A 14,069-nucleotide genomic window follows, 5' to 3' on the forward strand; every position below is an offset into this window, starting at 1 on the left:
AGGCTTGCTGAACAGATGACCATCCGCGATCCAGGCCGCTTCACTTCACCAGCGGGCAACCGCCATCCTTCAGGGGCCGAAACGCCTGATCGGCGGGCACCTCGGCGAGCAGCTTGTAGTAATCCCACGGCCCCTTCGATTCCTCCGGCTTCTTCACCTGGAACAGATACATGCTGTGCACCATGCGGCCGTCCTCGCGCAGCACGCCGTTGTCGGTGAAGGCGTCCTTCACCGGCAGCTCGCGCATCTTCGCCATCACCGTCTTGGTGTCCCTGGTGCCGGCGGCCTGCACCGCCTTGAGGTAATGCAGCGTCGCGCTGTAGGTCGCCGCCTGGTTCATCGTCGGCATGCGCTTGACGCGCTCGAGGAAGCGCTTGCCGAAGGCACGGGTCTTGTCGTTGAGATCCCAGTAATAGGCCTCGGTGATGATCAGGCCTTGCGCGAGCTTCAAGCCCAGGCTGTGCACGTCGGAGATGAACATCACGATCGCGGCCAGGTTCTGGCCGCCGGCGACGATGCCGAACTCGCCGGCCTGCTTGATCGCGTTGATGGTGTCGCCGCCGCCATTGGCGAGCCCGATGATCTTGGCCTTGGAAGCCTGGGCCTGGAGCAGGAACGAGGAGAAATCGGCGGTATTGAGCGGATGCTTGACGCTGCCCAGCACCTTGCCGCCCGCGGCCTTCACGACATCGCCGGTGTCGCGCTCGACCGAATGGCCGAATACGTAGTCGGCGGTGAGGAAGAACCAGGTGTCGCCGCCGTTCTTGACGATGGCGCTGCCGACGGTGTGCGCGTTGGCATAGGTGTCGTAGGTCCAGTGCGCGGTGTAGGGCGAGCAGGATTTTCCCGTGATGTCGGAGCTGGCCGCATCCGTCACGATCATGATCTTCTCGTACTGCTTCGACAACTCCATCACCGCGAGCGCGGTCGCCGACGTCGGCAGGTCGATGATCATGTCGACGCCTTCGGTCTCCCACCATTTGCGGGCGATGGTGGAGGCGACGTCGGGCTTGTTGAGCACGTCGGCCGAGACCATGTCGATCGGCTTGCCGAACATCTGACCGCCGAAATCCTCGATCGCCATTTTGGTCGCCTCGACATTCCCCATGCCGCCGATGTCGGAATAGACGGAGGAGAAGTCGGAGAGCACGCCGATCTTGAGCGGCGCCTGCTGGGCCGAGGCAGGGGTGATCAGGGCAGCCGACAGCAAGCCGGCCGCAGACACGAGTGCTGCGATGGGTCTCATGGATACGTTTCCTCTTGAGCGGGGCTACTCTGTCCCTTTGTCCGACAAAGCTAGAGCCGGGTTCCGGCGGAGTCAATTTCCTCCGCGGATGTTATGAATGATGTAGTTTGACGCACCTGACGTCAGCGCCTATAGTTTGTCCGACAATCGCCATTGGAGGCCGGTTTGCCCATCGCGCCGCTGTTCCGACCGATCGATGTCGCGCCGGCCTATCAGAAGGTCGCCGACGCCATCGAACGCGAGATCGTCAATGGCCGAATCAAGCCCGGCGATCCCATCGGCACCGAGCACGACCTAGTCCGCCAGTTCGGCGTCAATCGCTCGACCATTCGCGAAGGCATTCGTGTGCTGGAGGAGGGCGGGCTGATCCGGCGCGATTCCTCGCGCCGCCTGCACGCCTGCCTGCCGCGCTACAGCAAGCTCGCAAGCCGTCTCAGCCGCGCGCTGGTGCTGCATGAGGTCACCTTCCGCGAGCTCTATGAAGCCTCGATGACGCTGGAGGTCGCCAGCATCGAGGGCGCCGTGGAGCGCGCGACGGACGAGAACCTCGCCGAGCTCGACGCCAATCTGCTGCGCAGCGAGGCCGTGGTCGGCGATCCCGCGATGCTGGCCGAATGCGACGCCGAATTCCACGTGCTGGTCGCAAAAGCCTCGCAGAACCGCGTGCTCCAGCTCGCGCGCGAGCCCGCGGCGCAATTGTTCTATCCGACCACCGAGATGATCGTGACCGGTGTCGCCGAAGGCGGTCCGCGTCTCGTCGCGGCGCACCGCCATCTCATCGACGCGATCCGCGACCGCGACCGCGAGGCCGGCGTGCTTTGGACACGCCGGCATTTGCAGGACTGGCGCCGCGGCTTCGAGAAGATTGCTTCGCTCGATCGCTCGGTCGAGCACATGTACATGGAGCACGCGCAGGCGGCCCGGCGAAGATAGCGGCGCATGATCCGGAAAAGTGTGAAGCGGTTTTCCGGCAAGATCATGCGCAAAAGAGAAGACGCAAGATCTCAAACAAGAAATCCAACAAACAAAGACATCACCCGGAGGGACACATGAGCGAGACCGCAGCCACCATCGCGAAGGCACGCGAACATTCCATCGGCGATCTCCTGCGCCGCTCGGCAGGGCGCGAACCGAACAAGCTCGCGGTGAGTTGCGGGGATGTGAGCTGGACCTTTGCCGAGATGGACGCGATCTGCAACCGGCTCGGCCGCGGTCTGCTCGGGCTCGGCGTGAAGAAGGGCGACCGCCTCGCGGTGCTGTCGCGCAATTCGCACGCCTTCGCCGCGCTGCGCTTCGCAGTGGCGCGGATTGGCGCGGTTCTGGTGCCGATCAACTTCATGCTCAATCCGGACGAGATCAATTTCATCCTGAAAAGCTCCGGCGCAAAGTTACTCGCGACCGGTCCCGATTTCGTCGAGCCGGCGAAGGCCGCCAGCGCGAAAGACTGTGCGGTCGAAAAAATGATCTGGCTGCCGGGCGAGGATCCCGCGTCGGCGCCGGCGGGCCTCACCACCTTCGACGATCTGCTTCATTCCGAGGGCTCGTTCCTGGATGCCTCGGTCGATAGCCGCGATCTCGCGCAGATCGTCTACACCTCAGGCACCGAATCGCTGCCCAAGGGTGCGATGCTGACCCACGAAGCGGTGATGTGGCAGTATGTCAGCTGTATCATCGACGGCGGCATGAGCGTGGACGACAAGTTCCTGCACGCGCTGCCGCTGTATCACTGCGCCCAGTTGGACGTGTTCCTCGGGCCACAGATCTATCTCGGCGCCTCCGGCGTCATCACGGGCAAGCCGACCGCCGACAACATCCTGGCCCTGATCCAGGCCCACAAGATTACCTCCTTCTTCGCGCCGCCGACGATCTGGATCGCGATGCTGCGCTCGCCGAATTTCGACAAGTCGGACCTGTCGTCCCTGCAGAAGGGCTATTACGGCGCCTCGATCATGCCGGTGGAAGTTTTGCTCGAGCTTCAGCGCCGCCTGCCCGCCGTAAGATTCTGGAACTTCTACGGCCAGACCGAGATCGCGCCGCTCGCGACCGTGCTGCGGCCGGAGGACCAGCTGCGCAAGGCAGGCTCGGCGGGCAAGCCGGTGCTCAATGTCGAGACGCGCGTCGTCAACACGTCGATGGAAGACGTTGAGGTCGGCGAGGTCGGCGAGATCGTGCACCGTTCGCCGCATCTGTTGTCCGGCTATTACAACGATCCCGTGAAGACTGCGGCAGCGTTTGCCGGCGGCTGGTTTCACTCCGGCGACCTCGCCACCGTCGACGAAGAGGGCCACATCACGGTGGTCGACCGCGTCAAGGACATGATCAAGACCGGCGGCGAGAACGTCGCCAGCCGCGAGGTCGAGGAGATGGTGTATCGTATCCCGGCGGTTTCCGAGGTCGCCGTCGTCGGCCTGCCCGATCCGCGCTGGATCGAGGCGGTCACCGCCATCGTCGTGGTCAAGAGCGGCGAAAAGCTGGACGAGGACGCCGTCATCAAGCACTGCGCCGGCCAGATGGCGCATTTCAAGGTGCCCAAGCGCGTCATCTTCGTGGATGCCTTGCCGAAGAATCCGAGCGGCAAGCTGCTCAAGCGCGAGCTGCGCCAGCGCTTCGTCGGCGGCGAGACGCTCGACAAGGCGATCCAGAAGAATTTTGGCGCGTAAGGCCGGGCGGCTATTGGCTGCGTCGTGATCGAGTTCGCTAGCCGGCGCCGCCGGCCAGCTTCCTGACGTCGTCGGGCGTCTGCCCGAAGCGGCGGCGGAATGCGCGATGGAAGTAGGATACGTCGTGGAAGCCCGCGAGATGCGCGATCTCGATGATCTTGCGCATGCGCATGGCGGGATTTCGCAGCAGGCGTTCGGCGCGCAGCAAACGCTGCTCCAACACGAAGCCGCTATAGGTGATGCCGGCCTGCTCGAACAGCAGCTGGATCGTGCGCGGGCTGACCCGGTGCGCGGCTGAAAGCAGGGTGAGAGACAGTGCAGGGCTGTCGAGCTGCGCCAGGATGTCGGACTTGAGGGTTTCGAGACGCGCTGCCGCCAGGCCGCGCATGCGAGCCTGCTCGGCGACATCGCCGCGCGCTCCGATCATCAGCACCGAAAGATCGAACAGGTGCTGCGAGACCGCGTCCAGCTCGGCGGGGCCGAGCTTGTCGGCATACTCATGCGCGAGATCATAATAGCGCAGGAACATCGATGTGATCGGATTGGCGCCGGGGATCGAGCGTGCAATCAAATCCTCGGCATTCGGGCACGCGCGCAGCAGCGCCTTGCGGGGCAGCAGTGCGGTCTGGAAATTGCCGTGCTCGATCTGGGTGATGCATGCGCCCTTGATCGAGGGGTCGCCGATGGTGACGTCGCCCGCGGCGATCTCCAGCGGGCGCCTTCCCATGGCCCCGGACAGCGCCGAATTGGGCGACATCGTAATGATCAATTCGTCGTTCGTGCCCAATGACACGAAAGACATTGGCGTGCCGAAAGAGGCCGAGAGCCTGACACGAGGAAGAATTGCCGGCGCTATGGTCCGGTGGACACGCCCGTCGCCGACCGGCACGAAATCGACGTTAGCCACCTGACGGCAAAACTGCTCGCGCCATCTTTCATAGGCCGGGCCATTCGGGTCGCCATCGAATGAGAGTTGTGGCTGGATCATCGATCGGAAGGGCAGGTTTGTTGGCGGTTTACGGCAGGTTGTATCGTCAGGCCGGTGGCCCGCAACGGCAAAAGCGGCCGATTGCGTGATAAGCCACTCGCAATGGCGCGCAGAGACCGCGACCAGGTGCCGCAGTCCCCGTGTGCGTGGAGTGCAAAAGCACTTTGCGCCGTGGCGTTCGGGTGGCGGTGAGCTTCAGTACTTCTTCACTGCCGCCCCGAACGCCAGCCACAGCACCATTGAGGCGAGGCCGAAGCCGCCGAGCAGCAGGAAGGTCGGCCCGTAGCCGATCCATTGCGCGATCCAGCCGCCGAGCGCCGGACTGAGGCTGGCGCCGATGCCCTGCACCGTAATCACGGCGCCCTGGCCGAGATTGATGCGGCCGCTGCCGTTCAGCGCGCGCGCGACCATGCCGGGGACGGCAACCGTCTGCAGGCCGGTGCCGATACCGTCGAGCACCTGCATCGGTACGACGCCCCACCATCCCGTGACGAAGAAGGCCAGCACGCCGCGGATCGGCAGGAACATGAAGGACACCAGGATCACGGGCCAGTAATTGCGCTTGCTCGCGGCCTTCATCGCGATCAGCGAGGTCACGATCATGACGCCTTGCGCGATCACCACGGTGGTCGCGACGAAGCTCGGGCCGTTGGCCTGTCCCTCGGCCACCGCCGCAAGTCCGTAGAGCGGAACGATGGCGGCATTGCCGAGATGGAAAAGGGCGAGCGCAAGTGCCAACACGAGCAGCGGCTTGTGCTTGAGCAGCATCGTCATCGCATCCGGCGGAGCCTTGGAGTCGTCTTCCTTGCTGCCGCGTGCGGCACGGTCGTCGATCGCCTTGGCGGGGATCATCATCACACAGGCGATCGCGATGGCGCCGAACACGGCCGCCAGCACGAACACGGCGACATAGCCGAACCTGTAGCCGAGATAGCCAGACAATGCGGCGCCGACCATGTTGCCGGCGTGGTTGAACGCCTGGTTGCGGCCGTTCAGCGCGTTGAATCCCTTCTGCTTGGCGATGCCGAGCGTGATGCCCGTTACCGCCGGTACGATGGCGGCACTCGCCAGCGATTGCGCCACTTGCGAGAACGTCACCGCCCAGAAGTTCTGCGAGATCAGGATGATCGCGGAGGCGAGAACGACGCAGATGCCGGGAATGACGACCCATAGCCGTTTGTTGCGGCTGGAATCGATGAAGCCGCCGATCGGAGTCGTGACCAGCATGCCCGCGACATTGCCGATCGTCATCGCGGTGCCGATCAGCCCGGTCGCCCAGCCGCGCTCCTGGAGGAAGACCCCGACGAACGGCCCAATGCCCGACTGCATGTCGGCCATGAAGAAGTTGAGCGCGAACAGAGGCCAGATACGGGACGAGGAGGGAGGCCGCGATGTCATCGATACCCAAACATGCTCTTCGTGTGTCGCGATCCTCTTGACCAAGCCTTCCGGCGTGGACCTGAACGTAACGGGCGCTCGCCGCGTTGGTTCCAGTCTGTCCTTGCGCTCATCGATCTTGCCGAAAGCGCGGTCGCAATGTCATCCTGCGATCTTCCCACGGAGCTCTGGTCATGCCTCTCTGGACCTGCGAAACCTGCGGTGCGCAATTCCCGAACGGCGGAAATCCGCCCGCCTCCTGCGTGATCTGCGAGGACGAGCGGCAGTTCGTGAACTGGAAAGGGCAGACCTTTCTCACGCGCGAGGAGCTCGCGCGGGGGCACCGACTGGTGGGACGCGACGATCTTGGCCTCACCGGGATCGCCCTGGAGCCGAGCTTCGCCATCGGACAGCGCGCGCTGCTGGTGCCTCAGGGCGACGGCTGCGTGATGTGGGATTGCATTCCGCTCGCAACCGATGAGGCCATCGAATACGTCGCAGCGCTCGGCGGACTGAAGGCGATCGCGATCTCGCATCCGCATTACTACGGCGCGGTCGCCGACTGGAGCGATACCTTTGGCGGCGTGCCGGTCTATCTGCATGCCGACGATCGCGCTTTCGTCACGCGGCCGCATCCCTCGATCGTGCACTGGACCGGCGAGAGCCACCGCATCTCAGACGATGTGCTGCTGCTACGCACCGGCGGTCATTTCGCCGGCGCCACCATGCTGCATTGGCAACGCGGTGCCGAGGGCAGGGGCGCGCTGCTCGCCGGCGACATCGCCCAGGTGACGATGGACCGCCGCTTCGTCAGCTTCATGTATTCCTACCCCAACTACATGCCGCTCAACGCCGCCGCGGTGCGGCGGATTGCGGCCGCTGTCGAGCCGCTTGCCTTCGATCGCATCTATGGCGCCTGGTGGGGCCGCAACATCGCTGGCGGCGCCAAGGCCGCCTTTGCGGCGTCGGTGGAGCGCTACATCGCGGCCATCAGCTGAGCCGGCGAGCGGATTTGATTTATCTTGCCGGCCTCGAATAACTGTACTATAAGTACAGTTATTAAATCTGCTGCCATGACGCAGCTGCGAGCCCGGCATGATCGATGCATCGTGGAAGCCGCGGCGCTGTGCGGCCGCGTAAACGGAGTTCGGTTCATGACGGCGCACTACGAGATCTTCGAGGCTGGCGACGTTGTCCTCCAGTCCGGGACCGTTTTTCCTTCGCTGAAGCTTGCCTACAAGACCTATGGCACGCTGAGCGCTGCAAAGAACAACGTCATCCTCTATCCGACCTCGTTCAGCGCGCAGCATTTTGACACCGAGTGGCTGATCGGGCCCGACGGCGTGCTCGATCCCGCGCGCTACTTCATCATCATCCCGAACCTGTTCGGCAACGGCCTGTCGTCCTCGCCGTCGAATAGCGCAGCGCCGTTCCCCGCGGTGACCTATCACGATGCGATTGCGGTCCAGCACCGGCTGCTCGCCGAGCGCTTCGGCATTTCAAAGCTGGCCCTCGTCTATGGGTGGTCGATGGGCGGCATGCAGGCCTATCACTGGGCGGCGCTGCACCCCGACATGGTCGAGCGTGCAGCCGTGGTCTGCGGCAGTGCCCGCTGCGCGCCCTACAATTACGTTTTCCTGGAAAGTGTGAAGGCCGCGCTCACCGCAGATCCCGCCTTCCGCGACGGCCGCTTCGCCGAGAAACCCGTCGCCGGCTATCGCGCCATGGGGCGGGTCTATGCCGGCTGGGCGATGTCGCACGGCTTCTATCGCGACGAGCTCTGGCGCGAGGCCGGCTTCACCTCGCTGGAAGATTATCTCGTCCGCGTCTGGGACGCGACGTTCGCCCGGCGCGACGCCAACGATCTCTTGGCGCAGGTCGGCATCTGGCAGCGGGGCGACATCAGCCGCTGTGAGGCATTCGGCGGCGATCTCAATCGCGCACTGGCGGCGATCAAGGCGCACATGCTGCTGATGCCGGGCGCGACCGACCGCTATTTCGACGTCCGCGACAACGAGGATGAGCTCGGCCGGCTGGTCAACGCGAAATCGGCCGTGCTGCATCCGATCCCGTCGCTGCATGGCCATCGCGCCGGCAATCCCGTTGGCAATCCGCGCGACCAGGCTTTTCTCAAGGCCGAGGTCGCGGCGCTTCTCGGCAAGTAAGGCAGGCATTTTGATCATGACCGACGCGACCGTTTCAGAGTCCGGCCACCGCCTGAAGCCGCTGACGCCGGCCCTGCTGCGCGAATTGTCGGTCCGCTCCAATCTCAGAGGCGCGGCGCAGAGCCTTGGCCATTACGGCGTGATCATGCTGGTGGGCGCGCTGATCTGGAAGATCTCGTCGACGTGGGGCGTGCTCTGGGCGCTGCCGCTGATGGCGGTGCAGGGCTATGTCGTCGCCTTCCTGTTCATGGCGGTGCACGAGACCGCGCACAAGACCGCGTTCAAAAGCCGCAGCCTCAACCTCGTCGTCGGTTATCTCTCGGCCTTCCTCATCGGATTGCCTTACGAATATTACTGCCTGTTTCACTGGGACCATCACCGCTACACCCAGGATCCGGACAAGGATCCCGAGCTGATCGTCGGCTTGAAACCGACATCCGACACGCAGCTCGCGCTCGCCTATAGCGGCCTGCTCCAGGTCGCCGGTCGTCTCCGGCTGATGCTTGGCCATGCGGTCACCGGAAAGGTCACCGTGCCCTGGATCCCCGAAAACAAACGCGCCGTCATCGTGAGAGAGGCGCGTGCCTATGTCGCGGTCTATGTCCTGCTGCTCGCGCTCTCGCTGGGGTTCTCATCAGCGCTGCTGCTCTGGGTCTGGATCGTCCCGCTCGTCATCGGGCAGTTCTTCCTGCGGCCCTATCTCTATGCCGAGCACACCGGCTGCGAGCGGACCCGCAGCGCTTTTCAGAACACCCGTACCACCTACACCGCTGCGTTGGTCAAATGGTTCGCGTGGAACATGCCCTACCATGTCGAGCACCACGCCTATCCCTCGATCCCGTTTCACGCGCTGCCGAAGCTGAACGAGATCGTCGACGGTGAGATCGTTTATCGCGGCCGCGGCTACATCCAGACGACGCGCGAAACCTGGGCCTGGTTTCGCCGGCAGCGGCAGGCCGGCTAACTCAACGCAAAACTCCGGCCGCGGCGCGACCGGAGCTTTGTTTGGAAGGCGGGATATCAGTAGATCCCGTACGCGCAGACGTTCACGATGCGGACGCGCATGCCGTGACGGGTCTGAACGAGGCGCTCCTGGTAGCAGTTGCTGACGCCAGTGTTGACGTAGACGCCGCCGAAGCCCCAGCCCGGACCCCAGCCATGACCCCAATGGTGATGGTGGAAACCGCCAGCCGAGGCGGCGGTGGGCGCGAGAGCGGCAACGCCGAGCGAACCGGCGGCGATCAGACCGAGAGCAAGCTTACGAAACATCTTCATTCTCCAGTGTGGCGCTAAGGCCGTTGTTGTGTCCCTGCATCTCGGTCGGGCCGAGACGCGAATGCGTTCACCCGTGAGGAGGAGAATCGTGTTTCAGGAGTGTTTCGTGGGCTGCGGCGAGATATGCCGGCCTTATGTTTTCCGCGCCGTGCGATAGCGCGCGGCCATCGCCTGCGTCAACTCCGCCATCTTGTCGCGGAGGTCGGCGGGCTCCAGCACCTCGGCCTCGGGGCCGAGCCGCAACAATTCGGCCGCGGCGTGCCAGGACGTCTTGCCGACAGGCACGCGCGCAATGCGCCAGCCGTCTGCATCGCTGGTCTCTTCAATCTCCGTACGCGCCTTGATGTAGGGCTGGCTCAGCGCATCGAGCAGCTTGACGCCGAACGGCGACAACCGGACGATCGCGACATTGGGATGCATCTCGGCCTCGAGACGCAGCGTCGCGGCCTGCCAATAGGCGGCGAGATCGAAATCGGCCGGCCGATCGAAGCCGTCGTCGAGCGCTGTGCAGTCGAGCACGCGCGCGACGCGATAGGTGCGCACGCTGGCGTCGACCTCGCCGGCGAAATACCAGCTCCCGCCCTTCAGCACGAGACCTAGCGGCGCGAGGCGACGCTGCTTTTCCGCGCGCCAGCTCTGGTAGCGGATCTTGATCAGTGTCCCGCGCAGCACCGCGCCGGCAATCGTGCGCAGATGCTTCGGCTCTTCGGCCTCGCCGAACCAGCCCGGCGCGTCCAGATGAAAGCGTTCCTGCATCCGGCTGGCGTCCTGGCGCAGATGGACGGGCAGCGCCGCCATCAGCTTGTTCTGCGCGGCGATCATTGCCGCATCCAGCCCGAGCGCCGCCGCCGGGCCCGGTAAGCCCGCCAGGAACAGCGTCTCGGCCTCGCTCTGCGACAGGCCGTTCAGCCGCACGCGATAGCCGTCGAGCAGCCGATAGCCGCCCTCCGCGCCACGGTCGGCGTAAACGGGAACGCCTGATGCCGCGAGCGCGTCGATGTCGCGATAGATCGTGCGGACCGAGACCTCGCAGGCCTCCGCGAGCTCGGGCGCGGTGACTTGCCCCCTGGCCTGGAGGGTGGTGAGGATCGACAACATTCGGCTCGCGCGCATGATTGCTTAAACCATACCTGACACAGGATGTCAGGTATGGCCCGCTACAAGCTGCGCCACCGCCCGCTGGCCCGATGGAGACCTGCCATGACCGATCCGAACCGCATCACGCTGTCGGGTGCTGCTGGAGGAGCTGGGTGCCCCCTACGATCTGCACGTCCTCAACATGAAGGCCGGCGAGCAGCGTCAGCCCGCTTATCTCGCCATCAATCCGCTCGGCAAGGTCCCGGCGATCCGCCACGGCGATGCCCTGGTGACCGAGCAGGTCGCGATCACCATCCATCTCGCCGATCTCTTCCCGCAGGCCGGTTTGACGCCCGCGCTGAACGATCCGCTGCGCGGTCCTTATCTGCGCTGGATCGCCTATTACGGCTCATCTTTCGAGCCGGCGCTGATCGACAAGTTCATGCAGCGCGAGCCGGCGCCGATCACGCAGTCGCCCTATGCCGACTACGACACCATGTTAGGTGCGCTCGAAGCGCAGCTGTCGAAGGGGCCCTATTTGCTTGGCGAGCGGATGACGGCTGCCGACGTGTTGTGGGGCGTGGCGTTCAGCTGGACCATGATGTTCGGCATCGTGCCGAAGAAGGACGTCTTCGTCCGCTATGCCGAGCGCATGACCGCGCGGCCTGCGTTCCAGCGCATCAATGCGGCGGACGACGAGATGGCGGCGCTGCATGCGAAGGCGGTTGGAGGCTGAGCAAGCGCCTCAATCTCCACTGTCGTCCCGGGGCGCGCGTAGCGCGAACCCGGGACCCATAACCACAGGGAGATATTTTGCGAAGACCCGGAGTGATCAGCTTTGCTCCATAACCACTCCCTGTGGTTATGGCTCCCGGATCTGCGCTTCGCTTGTCCGGGACGACAGTTGCGCTTGCCGCGCGCTCGTACTCCCTGACCAATCCCCTCAAAACCTCGGCGCTCGCTTCTCCGCGAACGCCTTGATGCCTTCCTTGATCTCGTCGCCGCGCATGCTGTCGCGGTGGCGCTGGTCGGCGGCGCGGTCATCGAGCTCGCCGCGGGCGAATTCGTTGATCGCGCGCTTCATGCCGCGCATCGCCTGCGGCGCGTTGCCGGCGAGGATTCCGGCGAGCTTGTCGACCTCCTCGTCGAGGAATTCCACCGGTACCATCGCGGTGAGATAGCCGATGCGCAGCATCTCCGGCGCGCTGATCTTCTGCGCCGTCAGGAACAGCTTCTTCGCGTTGTCGACGCCAAGCCGGGTGACGTAGCGTTTGATGCCGCTCCTGTAATAATGCAGCCCGAGCCGCGCTGCCGGCATGAACATCTCGGCGGTGTCGACGCCGATGCGGAAATCGCAGGCGAGCGCGAGGTCGGTCGAGCCGCCATAGACGCCGCCGTTGAGCCGGCAGATCGTCGGCACGCCCAGATCCTCCAGCCGGTTGACGACCAGCTCAAATGCAGAGCCCGCGCTCTGCTGCTCGTTGGCGCTGACGGCGCGCTCGGCGACCGAATTGAGGTCATAGCCTGCCGAGAAGGCGCGTCCGGTGCCGGTCAGCACCAGCACACGGATGGCTGGATCGGCTTCGACCAGATCGAACAGTCTGACGAGCTCGTCGAGGTCTTCGGCTTGGAGCCGGTTGAGATGCTTCGGCCGATTGAGGCGGATGGTGGCGCGTGCGCCGTCGCGTTCGAGCACGGGGCCGGTGGCTGCGTCGGTGATGTCCGACATCTTGTCTCCTTTTACCTGTTTTCGAGTGCGCGTCGTTTCGCCTCGGCGTCAATGGTCTCGGCGAGATCTGGATGTCGCGCCATCAACACGCGGAAGTCGACGAGGTCGAGCACCAGAAGCCGCGACACTTTCGTGGTCGAGACGTTGGCGCCGCGCATGTTGTTGCCGAGCAGCGCCATCTCGCCGAAGAAGGCGCCTTCGCCGAGCTGCACCTTCTTGCCGGGCAGCTCGACCTCGACCTCGCCGGCGGCGATGAAATACATGCAGTCACCCTGCGCGCCCTTGCGGATGATCATGGTGCGCGCCGGCAGCTCCATGGTCCGCAGCATGTGGGTAACGTCGGCAATCGCGGCGGGGCCGAGCGCCGCGAAGAACGGTACCTTGCTGACGGATTCCCAGGTCTTGAGGAAATTGTCGCGCCGCGTCTCGGCGGCAAATCCGGTCGCCAAAATACCGGTCCAGAGGCCGAACACGCCGAGGCCGGAGATCATCACCGCGGCCGCCACGATGCGGCCGAGCGGCGTAACCGGCACGACGTCGCCGTAGCCGGTGGTCGTAAGTGTGACGACGGCCCACCACAGCGCAGCGGGGACGCTGCCAAAAGTCTGCGGCTGCACGTCCCGCTCCAGGAAATATTCGGCGACGGAGGCGAGGAAGACCACCATCAGGAAGATCACGAGCACGCTGAGCAGCGGGCCCGATTCCAGCACCAGCACGCGGCGAAGCTGCCGAAGGCCGGGGATGCCGGGGACCACCTTCAACACCCAGAGCACGCTGAGCAGCCAGGCCGTCTTCGGCTCGGCACCGAGGAGAAGCGCGACCGGCACCGCCAGCGCCCCGATCGCGTCGACCAGCCCGGCGGAGGAGGACATGTACAGCGAGAGCCGCCCCTGCTGCGTCATGTGGCGCAGCCGCACCAGCCATTCGAACACGAAATAGGCGAGGCAGGTCCATAGCAGGGTGTTGATCCAGCCATGCGCCTCCTGGGCGCGCTTGTCCGACAGCAGGACCATGCTGAGCACGCCGACGGTCACAGCCACATAGGCCGCCTTGGTCATGTTGCGGCCGGCCGTGGCGGCCGCGAACTGGGCCAGAGCGGAAATCAGCGGCTTGGACATGCGGGCAGGCGGCTCGGTCTTGAGACAAGTCCTCGGGTCCCGGCGGGACGCCGGCGTCAAAGTGCCCGCCTGGGCGGGGGCCGTCAACGACAGGCAGGCGGCGTGATCGGCACTGCTGCGCCGGGCGGCCGGTCCGTGCCGCCATGGTTGGCGGAATGCACTTACCTGAAATGCGGCGGCTCGTCGTAGCCACGGCGGCTGCTGAAGAACAGCAGCACCATCAACCCGACGCCGACAATGACGGAAAACCCCGCGCCCAGTGCCAGCGCCACATAGCCTTCCGTCGGGATCGGCTCACCTTCGACCGCCATTGCGGAATAAGCGAAGTAGCCGGCCGCCGCCAGCATTCCCAGAAGGAGGATGATGAGGAGTGCACGCATGCTGCGGTCTCCGGTTGTAGTCGCGAACCAACGGTTGCAGGTGGGCTGGGTTCC

At 64.7% G+C, this 14,069-nt stretch carries 14 protein-coding genes; 6 read left to right on the forward strand and 8 right to left on the reverse strand.

Annotated elements, in window-relative coordinates; all coding sequences use genetic code 11:
• Nucleotides 1-40 precede the first annotated feature (40 nt).
• The gene (locus GGD62_RS35235) at nt 41-1,246 is read right to left on the reverse strand and encodes an ABC transporter substrate-binding protein (RefSeq protein ID WP_091955879.1); all 1,206 of its coding nucleotides are present in this window, start codon (nt 1,244-1,246) and stop codon (nt 41-43) included.
• A gap of 165 nt (nt 1,247-1,411) precedes the next feature.
• Here GGD62_RS35235 and GGD62_RS35240 point away from each other — a divergent pair, with 165 nt between their 5' ends.
• Complete coding sequence (locus GGD62_RS35240; RefSeq protein ID WP_049815037.1) at nt 1,412-2,179, forward strand: FadR/GntR family transcriptional regulator; 768 nt, start codon at nt 1,412-1,414, stop codon at nt 2,177-2,179.
• A 116-nt stretch (nt 2,180-2,295) separates the two neighbouring features.
• Entirely contained in the window at nt 2,296-3,906 is a 1,611-nt protein-coding gene (locus tag GGD62_RS35245) for an acyl-CoA synthetase (RefSeq protein ID WP_183712996.1), read from the forward strand.
• Nucleotides 3,907-3,943: 37 nt separating this feature from the next.
• On the opposite strand, the gene GGD62_RS35250 is transcribed toward GGD62_RS35245, so the two are convergent.
• Entirely contained in the window at nt 3,944-4,663 is a 720-nt protein-coding gene (locus GGD62_RS35250) for an AraC family transcriptional regulator (RefSeq protein ID WP_246783508.1), read from the reverse strand.
• Between the two features lie 426 nt (nt 4,664-5,089).
• Nucleotides 5,090-6,292, reverse strand: a complete 1,203-nt coding sequence (locus GGD62_RS35255; RefSeq protein WP_183238124.1) for an MFS transporter — start codon at nt 6,290-6,292, stop codon at nt 5,090-5,092.
• 173 nt (nt 6,293-6,465) lie between these two features.
• On the opposite strand from GGD62_RS35255, the gene GGD62_RS35260 reads away from it, so the two are divergent.
• From GGD62_RS35260 to GGD62_RS35270, 3 genes are all read left to right on the forward strand, one after another.
• A complete protein-coding gene (locus GGD62_RS35260) occupies nt 6,466-7,269 on the forward strand; it encodes an MBL fold metallo-hydrolase (RefSeq protein ID WP_183238125.1) in 804 nt (267 codons plus the stop codon).
• A gap of 156 nt (nt 7,270-7,425) precedes the next feature.
• On the forward strand, nt 7,426-8,436 hold the full coding sequence (locus GGD62_RS35265; RefSeq protein ID WP_183712999.1) for an alpha/beta fold hydrolase: 1,011 nt from the start codon (nt 7,426-7,428) through the stop codon (nt 8,434-8,436).
• Between the two features lie 16 nt (nt 8,437-8,452).
• The gene (locus GGD62_RS35270) at nt 8,453-9,400 is read left to right on the forward strand and encodes a fatty acid desaturase (protein ID WP_183713002.1); all 948 of its coding nucleotides are present in this window, start codon (nt 8,453-8,455) and stop codon (nt 9,398-9,400) included.
• Between the two features lie 56 nt (nt 9,401-9,456).
• On the opposite strand, the gene GGD62_RS35275 is transcribed toward GGD62_RS35270, so the two are convergent.
• Nucleotides 9,457-9,705: a hypothetical protein gene (locus tag GGD62_RS35275; protein ID WP_026202545.1), complete on the reverse strand. Its 249-nt coding sequence runs from the start codon at nt 9,703-9,705 to the stop codon at nt 9,457-9,459.
• A gap of 138 nt (nt 9,706-9,843) precedes the next feature.
• Nucleotides 9,844-10,824, reverse strand: coding sequence for a YafY family protein (locus GGD62_RS35280; protein ID WP_183713005.1), 981 nt, complete (start codon nt 10,822-10,824; stop codon nt 9,844-9,846).
• Between the two features lie 118 nt (nt 10,825-10,942).
• Here GGD62_RS35280 and GGD62_RS35285 point away from each other — a divergent pair, with 118 nt between their 5' ends.
• A complete protein-coding gene (locus GGD62_RS35285; RefSeq protein WP_312014322.1) occupies nt 10,943-11,524 on the forward strand; it encodes a glutathione S-transferase family protein in 582 nt (193 codons plus the stop codon).
• A gap of 207 nt (nt 11,525-11,731) precedes the next feature.
• On the opposite strand, the gene GGD62_RS35290 is transcribed toward GGD62_RS35285, so the two are convergent.
• The 3 genes from GGD62_RS35290 to GGD62_RS35300 form a co-directional block, all read right to left on the reverse strand.
• Nucleotides 11,732-12,517 (reverse strand): enoyl-CoA hydratase/isomerase family protein, encoded by a 786-nt coding sequence (locus GGD62_RS35290; protein WP_179737982.1) that lies wholly within the window; start codon nt 12,515-12,517, stop codon nt 11,732-11,734.
• A gap of 11 nt (nt 12,518-12,528) precedes the next feature.
• Entirely contained in the window at nt 12,529-13,635 is a 1,107-nt protein-coding gene (locus tag GGD62_RS35295; RefSeq protein WP_018321416.1) for a cyclic nucleotide-gated ion channel, read from the reverse strand.
• A gap of 161 nt (nt 13,636-13,796) precedes the next feature.
• A complete protein-coding gene (locus GGD62_RS35300) occupies nt 13,797-14,015 on the reverse strand; it encodes a hypothetical protein (RefSeq protein WP_018321417.1) in 219 nt (72 codons plus the stop codon).
• Nucleotides 14,016-14,069: the final 54 nt, after the last annotated feature.

The organism is Bradyrhizobium sp. ERR14 (assembly GCF_014198235.1).
In the GTDB taxonomy this organism is placed as follows: Bacteria; Pseudomonadota; Alphaproteobacteria; order Rhizobiales; family Xanthobacteraceae; genus Bradyrhizobium.